The organism is Hyalangium minutum (assembly GCF_000737315.1).
Classification (GTDB): domain Bacteria; phylum Myxococcota; class Myxococcia; order Myxococcales; family Myxococcaceae; genus Hyalangium; species Hyalangium minutum.
The window spans coordinates 44,693-62,712 of record NZ_JMCB01000033.1 but is presented as its reverse complement, the minus strand read 5'-3'; the positions used below and the strand labels follow the sequence as shown (position 1 = coordinate 62,712).

General features: G+C 67.0%; 14 protein-coding genes and 1 pseudogene. 9 read left to right on the top strand and 6 right to left on the bottom strand.

Annotation, left to right across the window (positions count from 1 at the left end):
• Window positions 1–170: 170 nt before the first annotated feature.
• The 9 genes and pseudogenes from DB31_RS51760 to DB31_RS43450 form a co-directional block, all read left to right on the top strand.
• A pseudogene (locus DB31_RS51760) lies at window positions 171–264 on the top strand (prepilin-type N-terminal cleavage/methylation domain-containing protein); the annotation flags it as partial.
• On the top strand, window positions 237–815 hold the full coding sequence (locus DB31_RS43485) for a pilin (RefSeq protein WP_420806755.1): 579 nt from the start codon (window positions 237–239) through the stop codon (window positions 813–815). The pseudogene DB31_RS51760 and the gene DB31_RS43485, both read left to right, overlap by 28 nt.
• Window positions 816–899: 84 nt before the next feature.
• The gene (locus DB31_RS43480; RefSeq protein ID WP_044199725.1) at window positions 900–1,832 is read left to right on the top strand and encodes a pilus assembly protein; all 933 of its coding nucleotides are present in this window, start codon (window positions 900–902) and stop codon (window positions 1,830–1,832) included.
• Window positions 1,829–2,800 (top strand): ABC transporter ATP-binding protein, encoded by a 972-nt coding sequence (locus DB31_RS43475; protein WP_044199723.1) that lies wholly within the window; start codon window positions 1,829–1,831, stop codon window positions 2,798–2,800. Before DB31_RS43480 ends, DB31_RS43475 begins: the two co-directional genes overlap by 4 nt.
• The gene (locus DB31_RS43470; protein WP_044199721.1) at window positions 2,797–3,567 is read left to right on the top strand and encodes an ABC transporter permease; all 771 of its coding nucleotides are present in this window, start codon (window positions 2,797–2,799) and stop codon (window positions 3,565–3,567) included. The genes DB31_RS43475 and DB31_RS43470 overlap by 4 nt, the downstream gene beginning before the upstream one ends.
• Window positions 3,568–3,588: 21 nt before the next feature.
• Entirely contained in the window at window positions 3,589–4,845 is a 1,257-nt protein-coding gene (locus DB31_RS43465; RefSeq protein WP_044199717.1) for a DEAD/DEAH box helicase, read from the top strand.
• A gap of 41 nt (window positions 4,846–4,886) precedes the next feature.
• Window positions 4,887–6,641, top strand: coding sequence for an asparagine synthetase B family protein (locus DB31_RS43460; RefSeq protein ID WP_052420708.1), 1,755 nt, complete (start codon window positions 4,887–4,889; stop codon window positions 6,639–6,641).
• Window positions 6,638–7,894, top strand: coding sequence for a toprim domain-containing protein (locus tag DB31_RS45850; protein ID WP_052420707.1), 1,257 nt, complete (start codon window positions 6,638–6,640; stop codon window positions 7,892–7,894). The genes DB31_RS43460 and DB31_RS45850 overlap by 4 nt, the downstream gene beginning before the upstream one ends.
• Window positions 7,895–7,896: 2 nt before the next feature.
• Complete coding sequence (locus DB31_RS43450) at window positions 7,897–9,645, top strand: asparagine synthetase B family protein (protein ID WP_052420706.1); 1,749 nt, start codon at window positions 7,897–7,899, stop codon at window positions 9,643–9,645.
• A 12-nt stretch (window positions 9,646–9,657) separates the two neighbouring features.
• Here the strand turns inward: DB31_RS43450 and DB31_RS43445 are convergent, their stop codons facing one another.
• The 6 genes from DB31_RS43445 to DB31_RS43420 all read right to left on the bottom strand — a co-directional run bounded on the left by DB31_RS43445 (window position 9,658) and on the right by DB31_RS43420 (window position 17,957).
• A complete protein-coding gene (locus DB31_RS43445) occupies window positions 9,658–11,019 on the bottom strand; it encodes a sigma-54-dependent transcriptional regulator (RefSeq protein ID WP_044199752.1) in 1,362 nt (453 codons plus the stop codon).
• A gap of 10 nt (window positions 11,020–11,029) precedes the next feature.
• On the bottom strand, window positions 11,030–12,661 hold the full coding sequence (locus tag DB31_RS43440) for a two-component system sensor histidine kinase NtrB (RefSeq protein ID WP_240487281.1): 1,632 nt from the start codon (window positions 12,659–12,661) through the stop codon (window positions 11,030–11,032).
• Between the two features lie 7 nt (window positions 12,662–12,668).
• Complete coding sequence (gene pilC / locus DB31_RS43435) at window positions 12,669–13,916, bottom strand: type IV pilus assembly protein PilC (RefSeq protein ID WP_044199715.1); 1,248 nt, start codon at window positions 13,914–13,916, stop codon at window positions 12,669–12,671.
• A gap of 55 nt (window positions 13,917–13,971) precedes the next feature.
• Window positions 13,972–15,078 (bottom strand): type IV pilus twitching motility protein PilT, encoded by a 1,107-nt coding sequence (locus DB31_RS43430; RefSeq protein ID WP_044199713.1) that lies wholly within the window; start codon window positions 15,076–15,078, stop codon window positions 13,972–13,974.
• Window positions 15,079–15,130: 52 nt separating this feature from the next.
• A complete protein-coding gene (pilB, locus tag DB31_RS43425) occupies window positions 15,131–16,834 on the bottom strand; it encodes a type IV-A pilus assembly ATPase PilB (protein WP_044199710.1) in 1,704 nt (567 codons plus the stop codon).
• A 199-nt stretch (window positions 16,835–17,033) separates the two neighbouring features.
• Window positions 17,034–17,957, bottom strand: a complete 924-nt coding sequence (locus tag DB31_RS43420; protein ID WP_044199708.1) for a bifunctional riboflavin kinase/FAD synthetase — start codon at window positions 17,955–17,957, stop codon at window positions 17,034–17,036.
• Window positions 17,958–18,020 lie beyond the last annotated feature (63 nt).

The following is an 18,020-nucleotide window of genomic DNA, read 5'->3' as shown; positions in this document are numbered from 1 at the left end:
TGCTCGCCTCCGAGTGCCCGGCCGCTACCAACATCAACGTCGCCGCTGGCGAGCCGTTCAACGTCTACAACGACGTGAACTGCGACTGATTTTCAGTTCGACATATCTGATGTAAGACAGGCCGGGACCTTGTACATCCCGGTCTGTTTTGTTTGTGGGGAGGCCCTCGCATGCCCAGTCAGAAAAGGCGTGGTTTCACCCTGATTGAATTGATGATCGTGGTGGCGATCATCGGCATCCTGGCAGCCATCGCCATTCCCAACTTCGTTCGTTTCCAGGCGCGTGCACGGCAGGCCGAGGTCTCTGCGAACCTCAAGTCCCTGTACAATGGGATGAAGACGCTGACGCAGATGCCCATGCAGATCCGCGTGCCAGGCTTTGCTCCCGAGCGGGGCAACCGCTACAGCTACCACATGGCCGCCTCCTGCGCGAGCGCCGAGTCCCGCTCGGCCCAGAACTCCGTGCGCAATCCGCAGGATGACTGCGTCGAGGCGGACACGTTCCGATACCCATCGCTGGTGCCGCTCTTCACCCCGACGCTCGCCGCGACAGCGGACTGGGGCCCCGATGCCAACGCCGCGGGAATGACGGTGACGCCCGGCGTCTACTCCACCGGCAATAATCAGGTCTGGCACTTCATCGCCTACGCCGCTGGGGATGTGGACAACACGATGGGGACGGACAAAGCGGACTCCTGGCTCATCGCCTCTTCCGATGGAGCGGTCGAGCCTGTCTGCCCCAGCACAGGCGGCGCTGCGGTTCACATCGCCGCAGGTGAGCCGTTCAACGTCTACAACGACGTGAACTGCGACTAGGCAGGGAAGGCCCTGCTGCCTTGCCGTGTTGGATGTTCATTGGCACGCCATGGGCGCTGCCAGTAGGGTACGGACCTCCAAGCAATGAAGCCCCTCGTCACAGTGGCGATTCTGCTGGCGGGTCTCGGGACGGTGGCAGCCCTCTCGGAACCGCCGCGCGACCCGCCTCGCGGCCCCTATCAAGCCCCGCTGCTTCCTCGAATCGAGCTGCTGCGCGTCATTGGCGCTGGCCAGCAATCGCTCGTCGCGGACTACTACTGGCTCCAGGCCATCCAAGCCGCTGGGCGCGGCGGGAGCAGCCTGGAGGCCACCCGCTACCTGGACCTGTTCTATTACGCGGACCTGGTGACGGACCTGGATCCCAAGTTCCACAAGGTCTACCTGTTCGCGGGCAACACCATCCCCACGAACCTCGGCCGTGAGAACTGGGTGAACACGAAGGAGGCGCGGAAGATCCTCGAGAAGGGCGTGAAGAACTTCCCCCAGGATTCCTCGCTGCGCCTCTACCTGGCCTACAACCTGAGCTACTTCTTCGGTGAGCACGCGGCCGCCGCGGAGCACCTGCGCATCGCCGCCACGCTGCCCACCGTGGACAAGTTCGTGCCCGAGATCGCCTCGCGCATGCTGGCGTTCAACCGCCGCTTCGATGCCGCGCTGGCCCTGGCCGAGTCCTTCCGGGACAACGAGACAGATCCAGAGCTGCGCCAGCTCTTCGAGGAGCGCGTGAAGGAGATCCAGCGCGAGCAAGTGCTCGTGCAGATCGACGACGCCATCGTCGCCTTCAAGCAGAAGGAGGGGCGGCTGCCCTCGCCGCTCTCCGAGCTGGTGACGAAGGGCTACCTGAGCGCCATCCCGACCGACCCCATGGGCGGCGTCATCTACATCGGCGAGGACGGGCGCAGCGCCTCCAATTCCAGCACCCTGCGCCTGGAGCCCATCGACTACCGCAAGAAGATGGAGCAGTCGGAAAAGCAGAAGGAACAGCAGGGCCACTCCAACGCACCGAACTCCCCATGAGCGCTCCCACGACGCTGGCCATCGAGACACGGGACCTGTCGAAGACGTATCGACTGGGGTTCTGGATGAACAAGCGGGTGCTGGCTCTCCAGAACCTCAACCTCTCCATTGAACCTGGACAGGTCTACGGGCTGCTCGGCCCCAACGGGGCTGGGAAGTCCACCACCATCAAGATTCTGATGAACCTCGTCCAGGCGACGAGCGGCACGGCAACCCTCTTCGGGCACCCACCGAACTCCAAGGAGGCCCGCCGCAACGTGGGCTTCCTGCCGGAGAACCCCGCTCCGTATGAGTACCTCACGGGCGAGGAGTTCGTCCGGCTGGCCGGGCAGCTCGTCGGGCTGAGCGGCAAGGAGCTGGACGCGCGGGTGAAGGAGGTCCTGGGCTCGGTGGGCATGTCGCGCACGGCCGGCCTGCAGATCCGGCGCTACTCCAAGGGCATGGTGCAGCGCATCGGCCTGGCGCAGGCGATTGTCGGGCGGCCCAAGCTGCTCATCCTGGACGAGCCGACGAGCGGCCTGGACCCGGTGGGCCGGCGGGAGATCCGCGACCTCATCCTCCAGGAGCGCGAGCGCGGCACCACGGTGCTCTTCTGCACGCACATCATTCCGGACGTCGAGGCGCTGTGCACCCGGGTCGCGGTGCTCGTCAACGGCCGGCTGGCCCGCGAGGGCAGCGTGCAGGAGCTGCTCACCACGCAGGTGCCCGAGGTGGAGCTCACCGTGGAGGGCATGGCGGCGGACGCGGTGCGCGGCCTCGGCCATCCCATCGAGCAGATGCAGGACCTGCACAACCGCCTGCTGCTTCGCGCCAAGGACGCCCACGTGCAGCCGCTCCTCCAGAGCGTGCTGGCGGCGGGTGGCCGCGTCACCAAGATTCAGCCGACCCGCTTCTCGCTAGAGGATCTGTTCCTCCAGGCCATGAGCGAAGCCCGTCACGGGACCGTCGGAGGAGAGATCGCATCATGATTCGGCCGTTCCTCGCGCTCACGTTCAATGGCTTCCGAGAGGCGCGGCGCAACCGCGTCACAGTCGTGGTCGGCGCGTTCGCGTTCGGCCTGCTGGTGGCCTCGTCGCTGCTGACCAACCTGAGCATCTCCACCTTCGATCGCGTGCTCACGGACGTGGGCATCGGCATCATGAGCATCGTGCTGGTGCTGCTGGCCGTGTTCCTGTCCAGCGGCATGCTGAGCCGGGAGATCGAGCGGCGTACGCTGTTCCTCATCGTCTCCAAGCCCATCTCGCGGGCGCAGTTCCTCATCGCGCGCTTCGCGGGGAACATGCTGACGCTGGGGGTGATGCTGGCGGCCATGGCGGTGCTGTTCTTCATCCAGATCGCCCTCTACGGCACGCTCTTCACCGAGGCCCAGTTCGTGGCCATCGTCATGCTCTTCTTCGAGCTGCTCATCCTCAGCAGCATCGGCTTCGTGATGTCGAGCTTCTCCAGCCAGATGGTGTCGGCCACGGTGACGATTGGCGCGTACTTCGCCGGACACCTGAGCGGGGACATCTACGAGATGTCGAAGAAGGCGGAGGAGCCCTTCCTGCGGTGGCTGGGCAAGGCGGTGTACTACGTGCTGCCCAACCTCTCGCGGCTCAACTACCGCGTGCAGGCCACCTACGAGATTCCCACCCCGGTATCGGAGCTGCTGCCGTCCATGCTCTACGCCGTAGGGTACTCGGCGGTGCTGATCACCCTGGCGGCCTTCATCTTCTCGCGCCGTGACTTCAAGTAGGCGGACGGGATTGGCGGCCTTGTGAGTGACGCCTTTGTCCAGTTGGGCCTCTCACCAGAGGCCTTGGACGCCTTGCGCCGAGCGCGCTTCGCGCAGCCCACGCCCATCCAGAGCCGGGCCATTCCGCCCGCCCTGGCCGGCAAGGACGTCATCGGCTGCGCCGCGACCGGCACCGGGAAGACGGCTGCCTATGTGCTGCCCCTCGTGGAGCGCTTCGCCGGGCGCAAGGGCATCTTGGGGTTGGTGCTGGCCCCTACTCGCGAGCTGGTGCTGCAGATTGCCGAGCCCGTGCGCTTCTTCGCCGAGCCTCGGGGCCTCACGCACGCCGTGGTGATTGGCGGCGAGGACATGGCCGCCCAGGTGGAGGCGCTGAAACAGCGGCCCTCGTTCGTCCTGGCCACGCCGGGGCGGCTGGTGGACCTCCTCGAGGCTGGAGTCGCCGCGTTCCCGAAGCTGGAGGGCCTGGTGCTCGATGAAGCGGACCGGATGCTCGACATGGGCTTCCTGCCGCAAATCGAGCGCATCCTCGCTGCACTCCCCTCGCGCCGGCAGACGCTCCTGTTCTCCGCCACGCTGGGCCCGGATGTGACGCGCTTCGCCCGGGAGCAACTGCGCTCGCCCGTCCGCGTGGAGGTGACTCGCAGCGGCACCCCCGCCGAGCGCGCCGAGCAGCGCCTGTACCGCGTCAAGCCCGAGGAGAAGACGCCCCTGCTGCTCGCGCTGCTCGCGCGCGACGAGGCCACGGCGCTCGTCTTCACCCGGACCAAGGAGCGCGCGGACAAGGTGCTCACGCACCTGCAGCGGGCGGGGTACCGGAGCGCGGTGCTGCATGCGGACCGCACCCAGAACCAGCGCAAGCAGGCGATGGAAGGGTTCCGGAAGGGGACCTACCGCTGCCTCGTGGCCACCGACATTGCCGCCCGGGGACTGGACGTGGAGGACGTAGGGCACGTCATCAACTACGACCTGCCCCACGCTCCCGAGGACTACGTGCACCGCATCGGACGTACGGCCCGGGCCTCGGCGAGTGGCATCGCCTCCACGTTCGCCACCCACAAGGATGACCCGGTGCTCGCGCGCATCGAGCACATCATGCGCGCGAAGATCCCTCGGGTCCCCGTGCCTCGGGAGGACCCCGTCTTCCAAGCCGAGTGGGAGCGGCTGATGTCCTCTCAGCGCGACCCTGGCCCGCAGCAGAAGGACCACGGAGTGCCGCAGCACGAGCCGGGGAAGGCACCTGGACGGCATGCCCGGACGCACAAGAAGCGCCCTGGGTGATACTGTCCGTCCCCCGCAACAGGCCCTACCGAGGGGGACGCATGAGCGGAATCTGTGGCTATGTCGGCGATGCCTCCCCCGAGCTCCTCACGGCGATGCTCGGGGCGATCGACTACCGCGGCGACCGGACCGATACCGCGCACGCGCCCGGCGTGGGACTCGGCTACCGGTGGTGGGGCGGCCGCCCAGGGAAGTCCGCCTCGATCCTCCGACAGGGGGCCCACCTCGTCGCTTGCGCTGGGACGCTGACCCCACCCTCGGATTCGCCCGCCGAGACCCTCCTGAAGCGGCTCTCCGGCGGCGGCTCCGCGCTCGATGACCTGGATGGAGCCTTCGCCTGCGCGTGGTGGGACGGAGAGCGTCGGCGGCTGACGCTGGCACGCGACCCTTTTGGCGTCCGCTCGCTCTACTACGCAGTGCAAGGCGGCGTGCTCTACTTCGCGAGCGAGCTGAAGCAGCTCCTCGCCATCCCGGGCTTCGAGGCCGTGCTGGAGCCCTCCGCGCTCCACAAGTACCTCACCTTCTCCTTCGTTCCCGGCGCGGATGTGCCCTTGCGCGGCGTGAAGCGCCTGCTGCCCGGCCACGTCGGCGTCTTCGAGGGTGGCCAGCTCTCCGTCACGCCCTACTTCACCCTGCGCGAGCAGATCGATCCCGCGCTCGAGGATCAGGCCACCGCGGTACGGCGGGTGCGGGCGCTCTGCAAGAAGGCCGTGCAGAAGCGGCTCAACGGTGAGCCCGAGGTGGCCCTCTATCTCTCGGGCGGCATCGACTCCTCGGGCGTGGCGGTCTGGCTCAAGGAGGCAGGCGTCAAGGTCCAGGCCTTCAGCCTCGACTTCGGCGAGCGCAGCGTGGAGCGCGAGCAAGCAGAGCAGGTTGCCAAGATGCTGGAGCTGCCGCTCACCTGGGTGAAGTCCTCGGGCGAGGACGTAGGCGCGGCGCTGATGGATCTCGTCTGGAAGCTGGACCTGCCGTTCGGCGATGCAGTGACGGGGCCGCAGTTCTTGCTGGGCCGGGCGGCGCGGCAGGCCGGCTTCTCGGCTGTCTTCAATGGCGAGGGCGGCGACCAGCTCTTCGGCGGGTGGACCTCGAAGCCCATGGTGGCCGCCGAGGTCTACGGTGGCCTGTACGAGGACTCACCCGAGGAGCCCGAGGAGATCTACCTGCGTTCGTACCACCGCTTCTACGGGCTGGAGGACGCGCTCTACACCCCCGAGTTCCGTGCCCAGATCGGCGGGCCCGGCCAGCGGCGCGCACTGCTGCGGCCCTACCTGGGCAGCCCGGAGATTCCCCACTTCCTGAACCGAGTGCGCCTGGCGGACATCGCGCTCAAGGGCTCGCAGAACATCCTCCCGCGCGCCGAGCGGATCGCCAACGCCTGGGCGCTCGACATGCGGGTGCCGCTGTTCGACCGCGAGCTGGCCATGGCCTCGTTCGCCCTGCCCCCTCGGCTCAAGCTCCACGGGGCCTGCGAGAAGTACGTCCTCAAGCTGGCGCTGCAGGACAAGCTCCCGGACGACATCGTCTGGCGGCGGAAGTTCGGCATGAGCGTGCCCGCCACGGACTGGGTGCTCGGGCCGCTCGCGCCACTCATGGAGGAGCTGCTCGGAGCCACGGCGGTGCGCAAGCGCGGCATGTTCCGCGAGGACTACATCGCGCGGCTGCGCAAGGGACAGGACCAAGCGGATGAGACGCGGCGTCGGCGCATCGGCGAGAAGCTGTGGGCGCTCGCGATGCTGGAGGCGTGGATGAGGGTGTTCGTGGATGGCCGGGGCCGCCGGCCGGGAGGTGCGGCGTGATCTGCATCCGCTGCCAGCACGACTCGAAGTACCCCGAGCGCAAGGACACCCATACGTGTCCCAACTGCGGAGGCCGGTTCGCCTTCGAGCCTCGCGAGAATGATCCCTTCACTGACATGGCCTTCCAGAAGGCCATCGACAAGGTGTCGGCGGGGGGCCAGGTGAAGTGGGGGGTGGAGCACCTCTATTACGAGCTCTGCCGCAAGCCGAGGATCGCGAACGCCAAGGTGGCGCTCCTCGTGATGCTCTTGTTCATCGGCTTCTTCATGGGCTTCGTGGTGGGCCGGGCGGCGCCCGCCGTCCTCATCGTCTACATCCCAGCCCTCCTCCTGCTGCTGTACATGATTGCCGCGAATATGGGGACGAAGGTGCTCCCCCGGGGCGACTTCGAGCGGATGTGGGATCTCTGGGGTTCGGTCCACGGCAAGCCCAAGGGCGTGATTGCGCGCAAGCCCCAGGACGACAAGCCCGCCCGGGCGCCGGATCCGGACATCGGTGACTATTCGTTCGATCGGGCCGTCATCTGTGATCGCGCGCGCACGGTGGACCTGCTGTTGGCCAACAACTTCCACTTCGAGAACAACTGCGCGGTGCTGTCGATGGGTGGCTACCCGCAGCAGGCCTTCGAGACCGTGCGGCGAATGCTCCGGCGCAACCCGCGGCTCGAGGTGTACACGCTCCATGACATCACCCCCGAGGGGTGCCGAATGGCCCACCGGCTCGCGAACGATCCCGCGTGGTTCAAGGGCCTGGGGATCCGGATCGTCGACGTGGGGCTGAGGCCTGTTCACGCCTCGCCGTTCCACAAGCTGTTCGAGAAGAGTGCACAGGAGGTCCCTTCGGGCGGTGGCATCTCTCCCGATGAAGCCAAGTGGCTGTCCCAGCACAGGCTGGAGCTGGCGGTCATCCGTCCCGAGCAGATCGTGAAGCGGCTGTTCCGCGCCATGAGCCAGAGCCAGCAGGCTGCCCGGGCTGCCACGCCCTTGCTTGGAGGCCGCGGCGCGACGGGCCGTGTTGCCGGGAGCGCCGCGGGAGTCGCCGCGGGAGCCGCCGTGCTATTGCCCGCAGCCGCCATGGCGGGCCGACAAGACGGCCAGGAGTTGGCACGGCAGAAGAAGCAGGCCGCTGACCAGAGCAGCAGCGGTGGCGGGGATGGCGGAGGCGGAGGCGGAGATTCCACCTGGGAGGTGGATACCGACTCCTTCTCCTCGGATGCCGACGTCTCGGACGGTGGCGCGGATAGCTTCGGGTAGTCATGCCAGAACCGCTGTTGCTCAAGCCCAAGCCGGGACCACCGTTCGGAACGGGAGTGACCCGCCGCCGCCCTACCGGGCGCGTGGGTGGCCTCGTCTCCACCGCCGTGTCTCCCGAGCAAGCCCGAAGCGCCTCGGAGGCCATGGTGCGCTCCCTGGGGCCTGGAGCCCAGGTGCTCTCCCCGGCGCAGGGCTCAGCGCTCGTCGCGGACTGGGACGCGTGCTGGCTGGACGGCAAGCGCCTCGAGGAACTCTCTCAGTGGAGGGCTCTCGTGGCGGCAGGCCGCCTGTCCGAGGTGAACGGGGCGTTTGCGCTCGCGTGGGTGTCCGACGGCGAGCTCCGGCTCTCGCGGGACGCCATCGGCGAGCGGACGCTCTACTACTCGAAGGTGCCCCAGGGATGGATCTTCGCCTCGACGATCCATGCGCTGCTGGCCAGTGGCCTCGTCCCACGTCGGCTCCATCTGCGCGGCGTCGCGACGTACCTCAGCTATGCGTATCTCCCCGGCGAAGAGACCCTCGTGGAAGGCGTCCTGGAGGTCTTGCCGGGCGAGGTAGTGCACCTGCCGCTTGGAGGAGGCGCTCCCCGCCGCGAGTCATTCTGGTCCGTGCCGGAAGAGGTGGACGCGAGCGCTCCCCTTCCTCCGGAAAGCGAGGAGGCCCTGCGCCAGCAGCTGCGGGTGGAGTTGGAGGGAGCCGTCCATCGCAGGCTGCCCTCGGGCGAGAAGGTGGGCGCATTCCTCTCGGGAGGGCTGGACTCCAGTCTCGTGGTCGCGCTGGCGAAGCGGCTGCATGACCAGGAGGTCATCACCTGGTCGGTCTCGTTCGGCCCCGAGTACCGAAACGAGCTGCCATTCAGCACCCTCGTTGCCGACCATTGCCGCACCACCCACCGCATCGTGGAGCTGTCTCCTCAGGTCATCGTCCACCACCTGGACGAGACGATCGCGCTGCACTCGGATCCCATTGGAGACCCGTTGACCGTGCCCAACGCACTGCTCTTCCGCGAGGCGAGCGCGGAGGTGGGCGTGGTGCTCAACGGCGAGGGCGGCGATCCCTGCTTCGGAGGGCCGAAGAACCTGCCGATGCTGCTGGCGGAGTTGTACGGAGACGTCGCGGGAGCCGAAGACGCGTCGCTCGCGCGAGAGCGGAGCTACCTGCGAGCCCACCTCAAGTGCTTCGATGACTTCGACCTGGCGCTCTCGCGGAAGATGAAGGAGGCGCTCGCGGCCCAGCCCATCGAGGCCTCGCTGGTCCCCCTCTTCACCGATCCCCGCTGGAAGACCTTCGTAGGCAAGCTGATGGCGCTCAACCTGATCCTCAAGGGCGCCCACCACATTCTGCACAAGGTGGACGAGGTCAGCGCCCCGTTCGGCATGCTCCCTCGGGCACCGTTGTTCGACGAGCGCGTGGCGGAGGTGGCCTTTCGCGCGCCACCGCAGATCAAGCTCAAGGGTTCGGTGGAGAAGTACCTGCTCAAGCGCGCCGTGGAGGACCTCCTGCCGCGCGACATCATCGAGCGGCCCAAGAGCGGCATGCTCGTGCCCGTCGAGGGCTGGTTCCAGGGCCCGCTGCTGCCGCAGGCACGCCAACGGCTGCTGGACGGGCTCCCACGGTGGGAGCTGTTCGACCGCGCGTGGCTGGAGCGGCTGCTCTCCGGCAAGCTGGGCGGCCTGCGCCCGCGCCATGGGGTGAAGATCTGGCTCCTCATCACCCTGGAGGCCTGGCTGCGCAAGGTGCTCGCCCCGTAGGCGATACCGTCCCTACGCCTGCCCGGTGTCGCCGCCGTCCTCGCGGTCCCCCAGGCCGTGCTTGGCCGCCCGGTACCGGAAGGAGCGGAAGCTCAGCCCCAGCAGATCCGCCGCGCGCGTCTTCACGCCTCCGGCTCGCTGCAGCGCCGCCAGCAGATACCGCCGCTCGGCATCGTCGAGGTACCGCTCCAGCGAGAAACCTGTCGGCAGTTCCACCGTACCCGCTGCCTGCTGCTCCGACTCCCGCTCACCGCGCAGCGCGGAGGGCAGCGTGTCCGGCCCCAGCACGTCCACATCCGCCAGCGTCGCCGCGCGCTCCACGATGTTCTGCAGCTGCCGCACGTTGCCCGGGAACGAGTAGCGCTCGAGCACCTCGATCGCCTCCCGGGAGAAGTCCAGGTTCGGCTTGCCCAGTTCCTCGCGCATCTGCATCAGGAAGTGGCGCGCCAGCAGCGGAATGTCCCCCGTGCGGTCGCGCAGCGGCGGCAGATCCACCGTGATGACGTTGAGCCGGTAGAGCAAGTCCTCGCGGAAGCGGCCCGCCTTCACCTCCACCTCCAGCCGCTTGTTGGTGGCCGCCACCACGCGCGCGTTGAACGGCACCTCCGTGGAGCTGCCCACCGGCTTCACCCGCCGCTCCTGGAGCACGCGCAGCAGCTTCACCTGCGTGGACATCGGCACCTCGCCGATTTCGTCCAGGAATACCGTCCCCTCTCCCGCAGACACCAGGATGCCCGAGCGATCCGTCTGCGCTCCCGTGAACGCACCCTTTATGTGGCCAAACAGCTCGCTCTCCAGCACGCCCTCGTTGATCGCCGCGCAGTTCACCGGCAGGAACGGCGCCCCCGCCCGGGTGCTCCGCAGGTGGAGCGCGCGGGCCACCAGTTCCTTGCCCGTGCCGCTCTCGCCGGTAATGAGCACCGTGGTGCGGCTGGGCGCCACCTTCTCCACCAGCCCCCAGACCTCCTGCATCGCCGGGCTCTCGCCCACCCACAGCCCGCGCATGCCGCTCAGCGAACGGCGCAGGTGCCGGTTCTCCTCGCGCAGCCCGCGCTTCTCCAGCGCCTTCTGCACCAGCAGCTTCAGCTCTTCGTTGTCGAAGGGCTTGCAGATGTAATCGTACGCCCCCGCCCGCATCGCTTCCACGGCCGCGGCTGGCGTCCCAAACGCGGTGATGAGGATGACCTCGGGCGGCGCCGACTGGGAGCGCGCCGCCTTCAGCACGTTCAACCCGCTGCCCCCGCCCAGCTTCATGTCCGAGATGACGACGTCCACCCCGCCCGCGCTCAACGCATCGACAGCGGCCTTCTCGCTCCCAGCGACACTCACGCGGTAGCCCCCTCGAGACAGCAGCATCTCGAGGTACTCGCGCATCGACAGCTCGTCATCCACCACTAGCACGTGCACCCTGCACCTCCTCGGAGGCTACCGCCAGCGGCAGCTCCACCACGAACTCCGTCCCCGCCTCGGGCGAGGAGGTCACCTGCATCCGTCCCTCGTGCGCCCGCACGATAGAGTATGCCGTAGCCAGCCCCAGCCCCGTGCCTCCACTTCGCGTGGTGAAAAAAGGCTCGAAGATTCGCCCCAGGTTCGACTCCGGGATGGAGCCGGCCGAGTCCCACACGCTCAGCCGCGCCATGTTCCCCTCGGCCGACAGGGACAGCCGCACCTTCCCCTTCGAGTCCACCGCCTCGAAGGCGTTGCGCAGCAGGTTGAGCAGCACCTGGCGGACCTGATCCGGGTCCACCGCCGCCGCCACCGGCTGCAGGTCCAGATCCAGCTCCACCCCGCGGCTCAGGGGATCCACCTGCAACATCTCCATCAGCTGCCGCACCAGCAGCTCCAGCCCCACCGGCCGCAGCTGCGGCTTGGGCGGGCGAGCAAAACGCAGGAACTCCTCCACCAGCCGGGACAGCCGATCCGACTCGCGCAGCAGGATGTTCGTCAGCCGCTGCGAGCCCGGATCTCCCGCCCCATCCTGCGCCAGCATCTGCGCCGAGCCCCGCATGGCCGCCAGGGGGTTGCGAATCTCGTGCGCCAACTGCGCCGCCAGGGTCCCCAGCGCCGCGAGCCGGTCCGCCCGCCGCAGCTCATCCTCGGCGCGCCGCAGCGCCGTCAGGTCCTGGAAGACGATGAGGCGCGCGGCGCGGCCGGTGCCCTCCAGCGGCGCCAGCGTGAGCCCTAAGATGCGATGCCCCCGAGGCGTGTCCACCTTCAGCTCGGAACGAGGCACCCGCTCCATCTCCGGCAGCCCGGGCAGCAACTCCTGCACCAGCCGGGACTGCACGGCCGTACCCTCCATGCCCAGGATGCTGAGCGCCGCGCGGTTGATGAAGGTGATGCTCCCATCCGCCTCGCACGTGAGGAGCCCGGAGGGCGTGCTGTCCAAAATCTGCTCGTGGAGCGTGGCCAGCCGCTTCAGGTCCGCCTGGCTGGCCGAGAGCCGCCCGCCCGTCGCCAGCAGCTGCCGGCTGAGGTAGCCCGCCAGCGCGGCGATGAGGAAGTACGCCAGCACATTGCTGGCGAACGTGAAGCCCAGGCGCACCACCATCGCCGTGGGAGCGTGGTTGCCCAGCTCCAGCAGGTGCTGGCCGACAATGGCCCCATACGCCCCCGAGCAGGCCGCCGCCGTCACGAAGGCGCCGCGCTGCGACAGGAGGATGGACGCCGCGATGACCGCCAGCGAGTAGGTGAAGGAGACGGGAGAGTCTCCCCCACCCGTCACGGACACGAGGCCCGAGGCGATGAGGATGTCTCCCGCCACCTGCACCACGGCGGCGGTGCGGCCCACGCGCCCCTTGCGGAGCCACAGGCCGTAGATGAGCGTGAGGACGTAGACGAGGCCGATCCCCAGGAAGACCAGCGAGTCCTCGCGCGACAAGTCTCGCGTCCCGGAGGACGCGAGCAGCCGCAGCGCGAACACCGCCAGCAACAGGCTGGTCGCGATGGTCCGGAAGATCGACAGCCACGTCAACCGGACCCGCAGTTCGGCCTCGCCCGGGTGAAGAGCGAGCACCTGAGAGCTACTTGACGGCACCGGCGATCGAGAAGATCGGCAGATACATCGAGATGAGGAAGCCACCGACCACGACGCCGAGGAACACCATCATCAGAGGCTCGATGGCGGCCGTGAGGCTGCCCACCGCCGCGTCCACCTCGTCGTCATAGAAATCGGCGATCTTGGTAAGCATCGCGTCCATGGCGCCCGTGGCCTCGCCCACGCCAATCATCTGCACCACCATGGAGGGGAACACGTTGGTGTCCGCCAGTGGGCCGGCGATGTTCTTACCTTCCGCGATCTTCCCGCGGACGAAGTAGATGGCCTCTTCCACCGTGCGGTTACCGGCCGTCTTCGCTGTCACGTCCAGCGCGTCCAGGATGGGCACGCCCGAGGAGATCATCGTGCCCAGCGTCCGGGTGAAGCGCGCCACCGCCACCTTGCGGAGCACGTCACCGACCAGCGGCGTCTTCAGCATCACCTTGTCGGCGATCTTCCGGCCCTTGGGGTTCCTGTAGAACGAGACAGCGGCGAAAATGAAGGCGGCGATGCTGACGACCAGGTGGATGACCCACTTCTGCAACCACTCGGACAAGTCCACCACGAACTGAGTGGGTCCTGGCAGCGCCTGGCCGAAGTCGCCGAACATCTTCGCGAACACGGGCGTCACCTTGAGCAGCAGCAGCGCCGTCACGCCCACGGCCACCACGAGAACGATGACCGGGTAGGTCAGCGCGCCCTTCACCTTGCGCTTCAGCTTCTCGGCCTTTTCACGGTAGGTCGCCAGACGGTTGAGAATGGTGTCGAGGATACCGCCCACCTCGCCCGCGGCGCACAGCTGCACGAAGAGCTCGTCGAAGACCTTCGGGTGCTCCTTGAGCGCGTCGGCGAAGGTGGAGCCCTGCTCGACCTTGCCCTTGATCTGGAAGATGACCTTGCGGAAGGCCGGGTTGTCCATCTGGCTGCCCAGAATGTCCAAGCACTGCACCAGGGGCAGACCGGCGTCGATCATCGTCGCGAACTGACGGGTGAAGATGAGGATGTCCTTGCCCGTGACACCGCCAGCGAGCCCCGGGATGTTGATCTCCAGGGGCTTCTTCTTGACCTTGACCGGGTTGAGGCCCAAGGACTTGAGGCGCGCGTTGACCGCCTCGGCGTCTCCGGCCTCCATCTCGCCCTTTTTGACCTCGCCGGACTTACTCTTGGCCTCCCAGAGCCACAGTGTGACCTTCTTCGCCGATGATGCCGTCTTCTGCATTGCAGGTGCCGCCATGACTCTGGACCTCCGCGGGGACAACCAGTCTACCGCGCGTCTCTAAAACCCATAACTAACGGCCGGGGGCTCCGCCGCCTGGCCGCTGCATCCCAGGTACAGCACCGGCCAGAATGTTGCGCAACTCCTCGGGATCACTGGACCGGCCGAAGGCCTCCTCCTGGCTGATCAGGCGCCGCGCCAGGAGCGCCGCCAGGGCCTGGTTGAAGGTCTGCATGCCGTACTTGGCCTGGCCGACCTGCATCGAGGAGTAGACCTGGTGGACCTTGTCCTCGCGGATGAGGTTTCGGATAGCGGGCGTGGGAATCATGACCTCCAGCGCCAGCACGCGGCCAGGGCCGCCCGCCTTGGCGACCAGAGACTGGCTCATCACGCCCTCGAGCACGAACGACATCTGCGCGCGCACCTGGGGCTGCTGGTACGGCGGGAACACGTCCAGCACGCGGTTGATGGTCTGCACCGCGCTGTTGGTGTGCAGAGTGGCGTAGCAGGTGTGGCCCGTCTCCGCGATGGTGAGCGCCGCCTCGATGGTCTCCAGGTCTCGCAGTTCGCCCACCAGCACGATGTCCGGGTCCTGGCGGAGGATGTACTTGAGCGCCGTCTTGAAGTTGCGCGTGTCCGCACCCACCTCGCGCTGATTGACGAGGCAGTTCTTGTGCGGGTGCAGGTACTCGATCGGGTCCTCGATCGTCATGATGTGCTCATGACGGTCGGTGTTGATCTTGTCGATCATCGACGCCAGCGTCGTGGACTTGCCCGAGCCTGTCGGGCCTGTCACGAGGATGAGGCCGCGGGGGCGCTTGACCAGCTCGGCCACCACCGGCGGCAGACCCAGCTCCGCGAAGGTGAGGATCTTGAACGGAATGGTCCGGAACGCGCCGGCCACCGCGCCACGCTGCATGTAGACGTTGGCGCGGAAGCGGGACAGGCCCTTCACGCCGAAGGACAAGTCCAGCTCGTTGTCCTCTTCGAACTTGTGCTTCTGGGCGTCCGTGAGGATCGAGTAGCAGAGCTGCTTGGTCTCCACCGGCGTGAGGGGCGCCGTCTTCAGCGGCACCAGCTCACCGTCCACGCGGAGCTGCGGCGGCGAGCCAGTGGTGATGTGCAGGTCGGAAGCGCCCTTCTCGACCATTGCCTTGAGGAGCTGGTGCAGGTTTGCCACGGAAGAAATCCTTCAGATGCGGAGGGTAAGACGAGCAACGAAAAAGAAACGGTTAGAAGCGATCCGGAGCGGTGTTGCCAACCACCTCTTCGAGCGTGGTGACGCCGTCCATCATCTTCGCCAGCGCGGACATGCGCAGTGAGCTCATGCCCAGGCGGATGGCCTCCTGCTTGAGCTCGTTGGTGGAGGCGCCGTTGATGACCAGCTCCTTGAGGCCGTCCCAGAAGGGCATGACTTCATACACGGCCACGCGGCCGCGGTAGCCACGGTCGTTGCACTCGCGGCACCCAACCTTCTCATACATGGTGAAGGCACCGATCTTCTCCGGAGGCACGCCCGCGTCGATGAGTGCCTTCTCGTCCACGTCCTGCGCCGGGCGCTTGCAGTCCTTGCACAGGCGGCGGCACAGACGCTGGGCCAGAATCAGGTTGAGCGAGGCCACCACGAGGAACGGCTCGATGCCCATGTTGAGCAGACGGCTCACCGTGCCAGGGGCGTCGTTGGTGTGCAGCGTGGAGAGCACCATGTGGCCCGTGAGCGCCGCCTTCACCGCGATTTCGCCCGTCTCGAAGTCACGGATCTCACCGATCATGATGATGTCGGGGTCCTGACGCAGGAAGGAGCGCAGGGCCGCGGCGAAGTTCAGGCCGATGTCTTCATGCATCTGCACCTGGTTGATGCCGGCGAAGTTGAACTCGACCGGGTCTTCCGCGGTGGAGATGTTGGTGTCGATCTGGTTGAGCGAAGAGAGCGCCGAGTACAGCGTCGTCGTCTTTCCGGAACCCGTCGGACCCGTCACGAGCACCATGCCGTAGGGACGCTCGATGGCCTCCTTGAACCACGCCAGCGGCTGCGGGTCGAAGCCCAGCTTCGTCATGTCGAGCTGGAGGTTCGACTTGTCCAACAGACGCATAACCACTTTTTCGCCGAACAGCGTGGGGCACACGCTGACGCGGAAGTCCATCTCCTTGCCGCCACCCATCTTGATCTTGATGCGGCCGTCCTGCGGCAGACGGCGCTCGGAGATGTCCAGCGAGGCCATGATCTTCAGACGGCTGGTGATGGCGTTGCGCAGCTTCATCGGCGGGCGCATGACTTCGTAGAGCGAGCCGTCGATGCGGAAGCGGACGCGGAAGTCCTTCTCGTAGGGCTCCACGTGGATATCGGACGCGCCCTTCTTGATGGCGTCCATGAGGATGAGGTTCACCAGCTTGACCACCGGCGCGTCGTCGGCGGCCTTGGCCATCTCCTCGATGTTCTCGTCCTCGGCCTGGGAGACTTCGATGTCCTCGTCGGCCATCTCGCCGACGATGGCGTCCAGCGAGGGGCCCTTCTCCGCGTAGTAGCGCTCGATGGCCTCGCGGATGGAGATCTCCGACGCCACCACCGACTCGATGTTGTAGCCGGTGAGGAACTTCAGGTCGTCCACCGCATAGATGTTGGACGGATCGCACATCGCGACGATCAGCGACGGGCCCGCGCGGTTGACGGGGATGACCAGGTGCTTCTCGGCGACATCCTTCGGGACCAGCTTGATGATCTCCGGATCGATGTCGAAGTCCTTCAGGTTGATCGCCGGGACGCCGTACTGCTTGGAGAGGAAGTCCGTGAGCTTGGACTCCTCGATGGCACCCGTCTTGATGAGAGCGGTGCCAATGCGAGCCCCACTCTTCTGGCTTTCTTCCTGCGCTTTGCGCAGGGCCTGAACGGTGATGAGGTTCTCACGGACCAGCAGTTCACCAAGTCGACCGGACATTCAGCAGCCTCGAACGGAAGGAAAGACGAGCAGTTGCCCCGGTGCAGCAGGTGCCGGACAGGAGCAGGTTGAGCGGGCCCAGAGGCCCTCATGCAAAGGGGGATTAGAGAGAAGCGGCACCTACCATGTCAAGGTAAGTGCCCAAAGCTTCCAAAAGCGCCAAACCATTGAACCGACACAGGAAACCGGTAAAAGCGCCTCAACCGTCTGCTCGGGCAATCACCGTGCGAGCAGCCTCGACGTCCCGCTTGATCTGGCCCACGAGTTCGGCCACGGACGCAAAACGCTGCTCCGGGCGGAGGCGCTCCAGGAACTGCACTCGCAGTTCCCGGCCGTAGAGATCACCCTGGAAGTCCAGCAGGTGGGCTTCGATGGTGACCACCGTCCCTCCAAAGGTGGGCTTTACACCGATGTTGGCCGCTCCCGGACGCCAGGGGCCCTGGGGCTCGTCCTTCAGGCGCACGCGGATGGCGTAGACGCCGGGGGCCGGGCGCAGCTCGTTCTGGGTGTCCACGTTGGCCGTGGGGAAGCCGATGCCCCTGCCCCGCCCCGCTCCGGGCACCACCGTGCCGTCCAAGTCAAAGGGCCGCCCCAGCAGCCGGTGGGCCGCGGCGACGCGGCCCTCGAGGATGTACTCGCGCACCTTGCTGGAGGAGGACACCACCCCGTCCACCGTCACGGGAAGCACCACGTGCACCTGGGCCCCACGCTGCGAGGCCGCCTCGCGCAGGGTGGCCACGGTGCCCGCCCGGGCCGCGCCGTAGGTGAAGTCAGTGCCCACCACCAGGTGCTTTGCGCCCAGCACGTCCAGCAGCGACTCCTCGAAGGCGGCCGCCGGGGTGCGTGCATATTCACGGTTGAAGGGCTGCACCACGGCGGCGTCCAGGCCGTACGCCTCGAAGAGCTCCAGCTTGCGCGGCAGCAGGGTGATGAGCTTGGGAGCCAGGTCTGGCTGCAGCACCTTGCCCGGGTGCGGCTGGAAGGTGAGCGCCACCGCACGCGCATGCCGGCGCGCTTCGGCAAACAGGGCCTGATGGCCGATGTGCACTCCGTCGAAGTTGCCCAGCGCAACGGCTGATCCGGCCAGCTCTCGCGCCTCCGCCACCGAGTGGAAGACCTTCATGCCCCCGGTATACCTTGCTTTTGCCCTGTTCAAGCCCGTCCCTGTCGGGCATAGAGCGCGCCC

What these genes read in the sequence shown, in the direction of transcription:
- pilC (WP_044199715.1), bottom strand. Translation starts at nt 13,916, where the DNA reads ATGGCGGCACCTGCAATGCAGAAGACGGCATCATCGGCGAAGAAGGTC.
- DB31_RS43480 (WP_044199725.1), top strand. Translation starts at nt 900, where the DNA reads ATGAAGCCCCTCGTCACAGTGGCGATTCTGCTGGCGGGTCTCGGGACG.
- DB31_RS43450 (WP_052420706.1), top strand. Translation starts at nt 7,897, where the DNA reads ATGCCAGAACCGCTGTTGCTCAAGCCCAAGCCGGGACCACCGTTCGGA.
- DB31_RS43420 (WP_044199708.1), bottom strand. Translation starts at nt 17,957, where the DNA reads ATGAAGGTCTTCCACTCGGTGGCGGAGGCGCGAGAGCTGGCCGGATCA.
- DB31_RS43460 (WP_052420708.1), top strand. Translation starts at nt 4,887, where the DNA reads ATGAGCGGAATCTGTGGCTATGTCGGCGATGCCTCCCCCGAGCTCCTC.
- DB31_RS43445 (WP_044199752.1), bottom strand. Translation starts at nt 11,019, where the DNA reads ATGCGCGAGTACCTCGAGATGCTGCTGTCTCGAGGGGGCTACCGCGTG.
- DB31_RS43475 (WP_044199723.1), top strand. Translation starts at nt 1,829, where the DNA reads ATGAGCGCTCCCACGACGCTGGCCATCGAGACACGGGACCTGTCGAAG.
- pilB (WP_044199710.1), bottom strand. Translation starts at nt 16,834, where the DNA reads ATGTCCGGTCGACTTGGTGAACTGCTGGTCCGTGAGAACCTCATCACC.
- DB31_RS43470 (WP_044199721.1), top strand. Translation starts at nt 2,797, where the DNA reads ATGATTCGGCCGTTCCTCGCGCTCACGTTCAATGGCTTCCGAGAGGCG.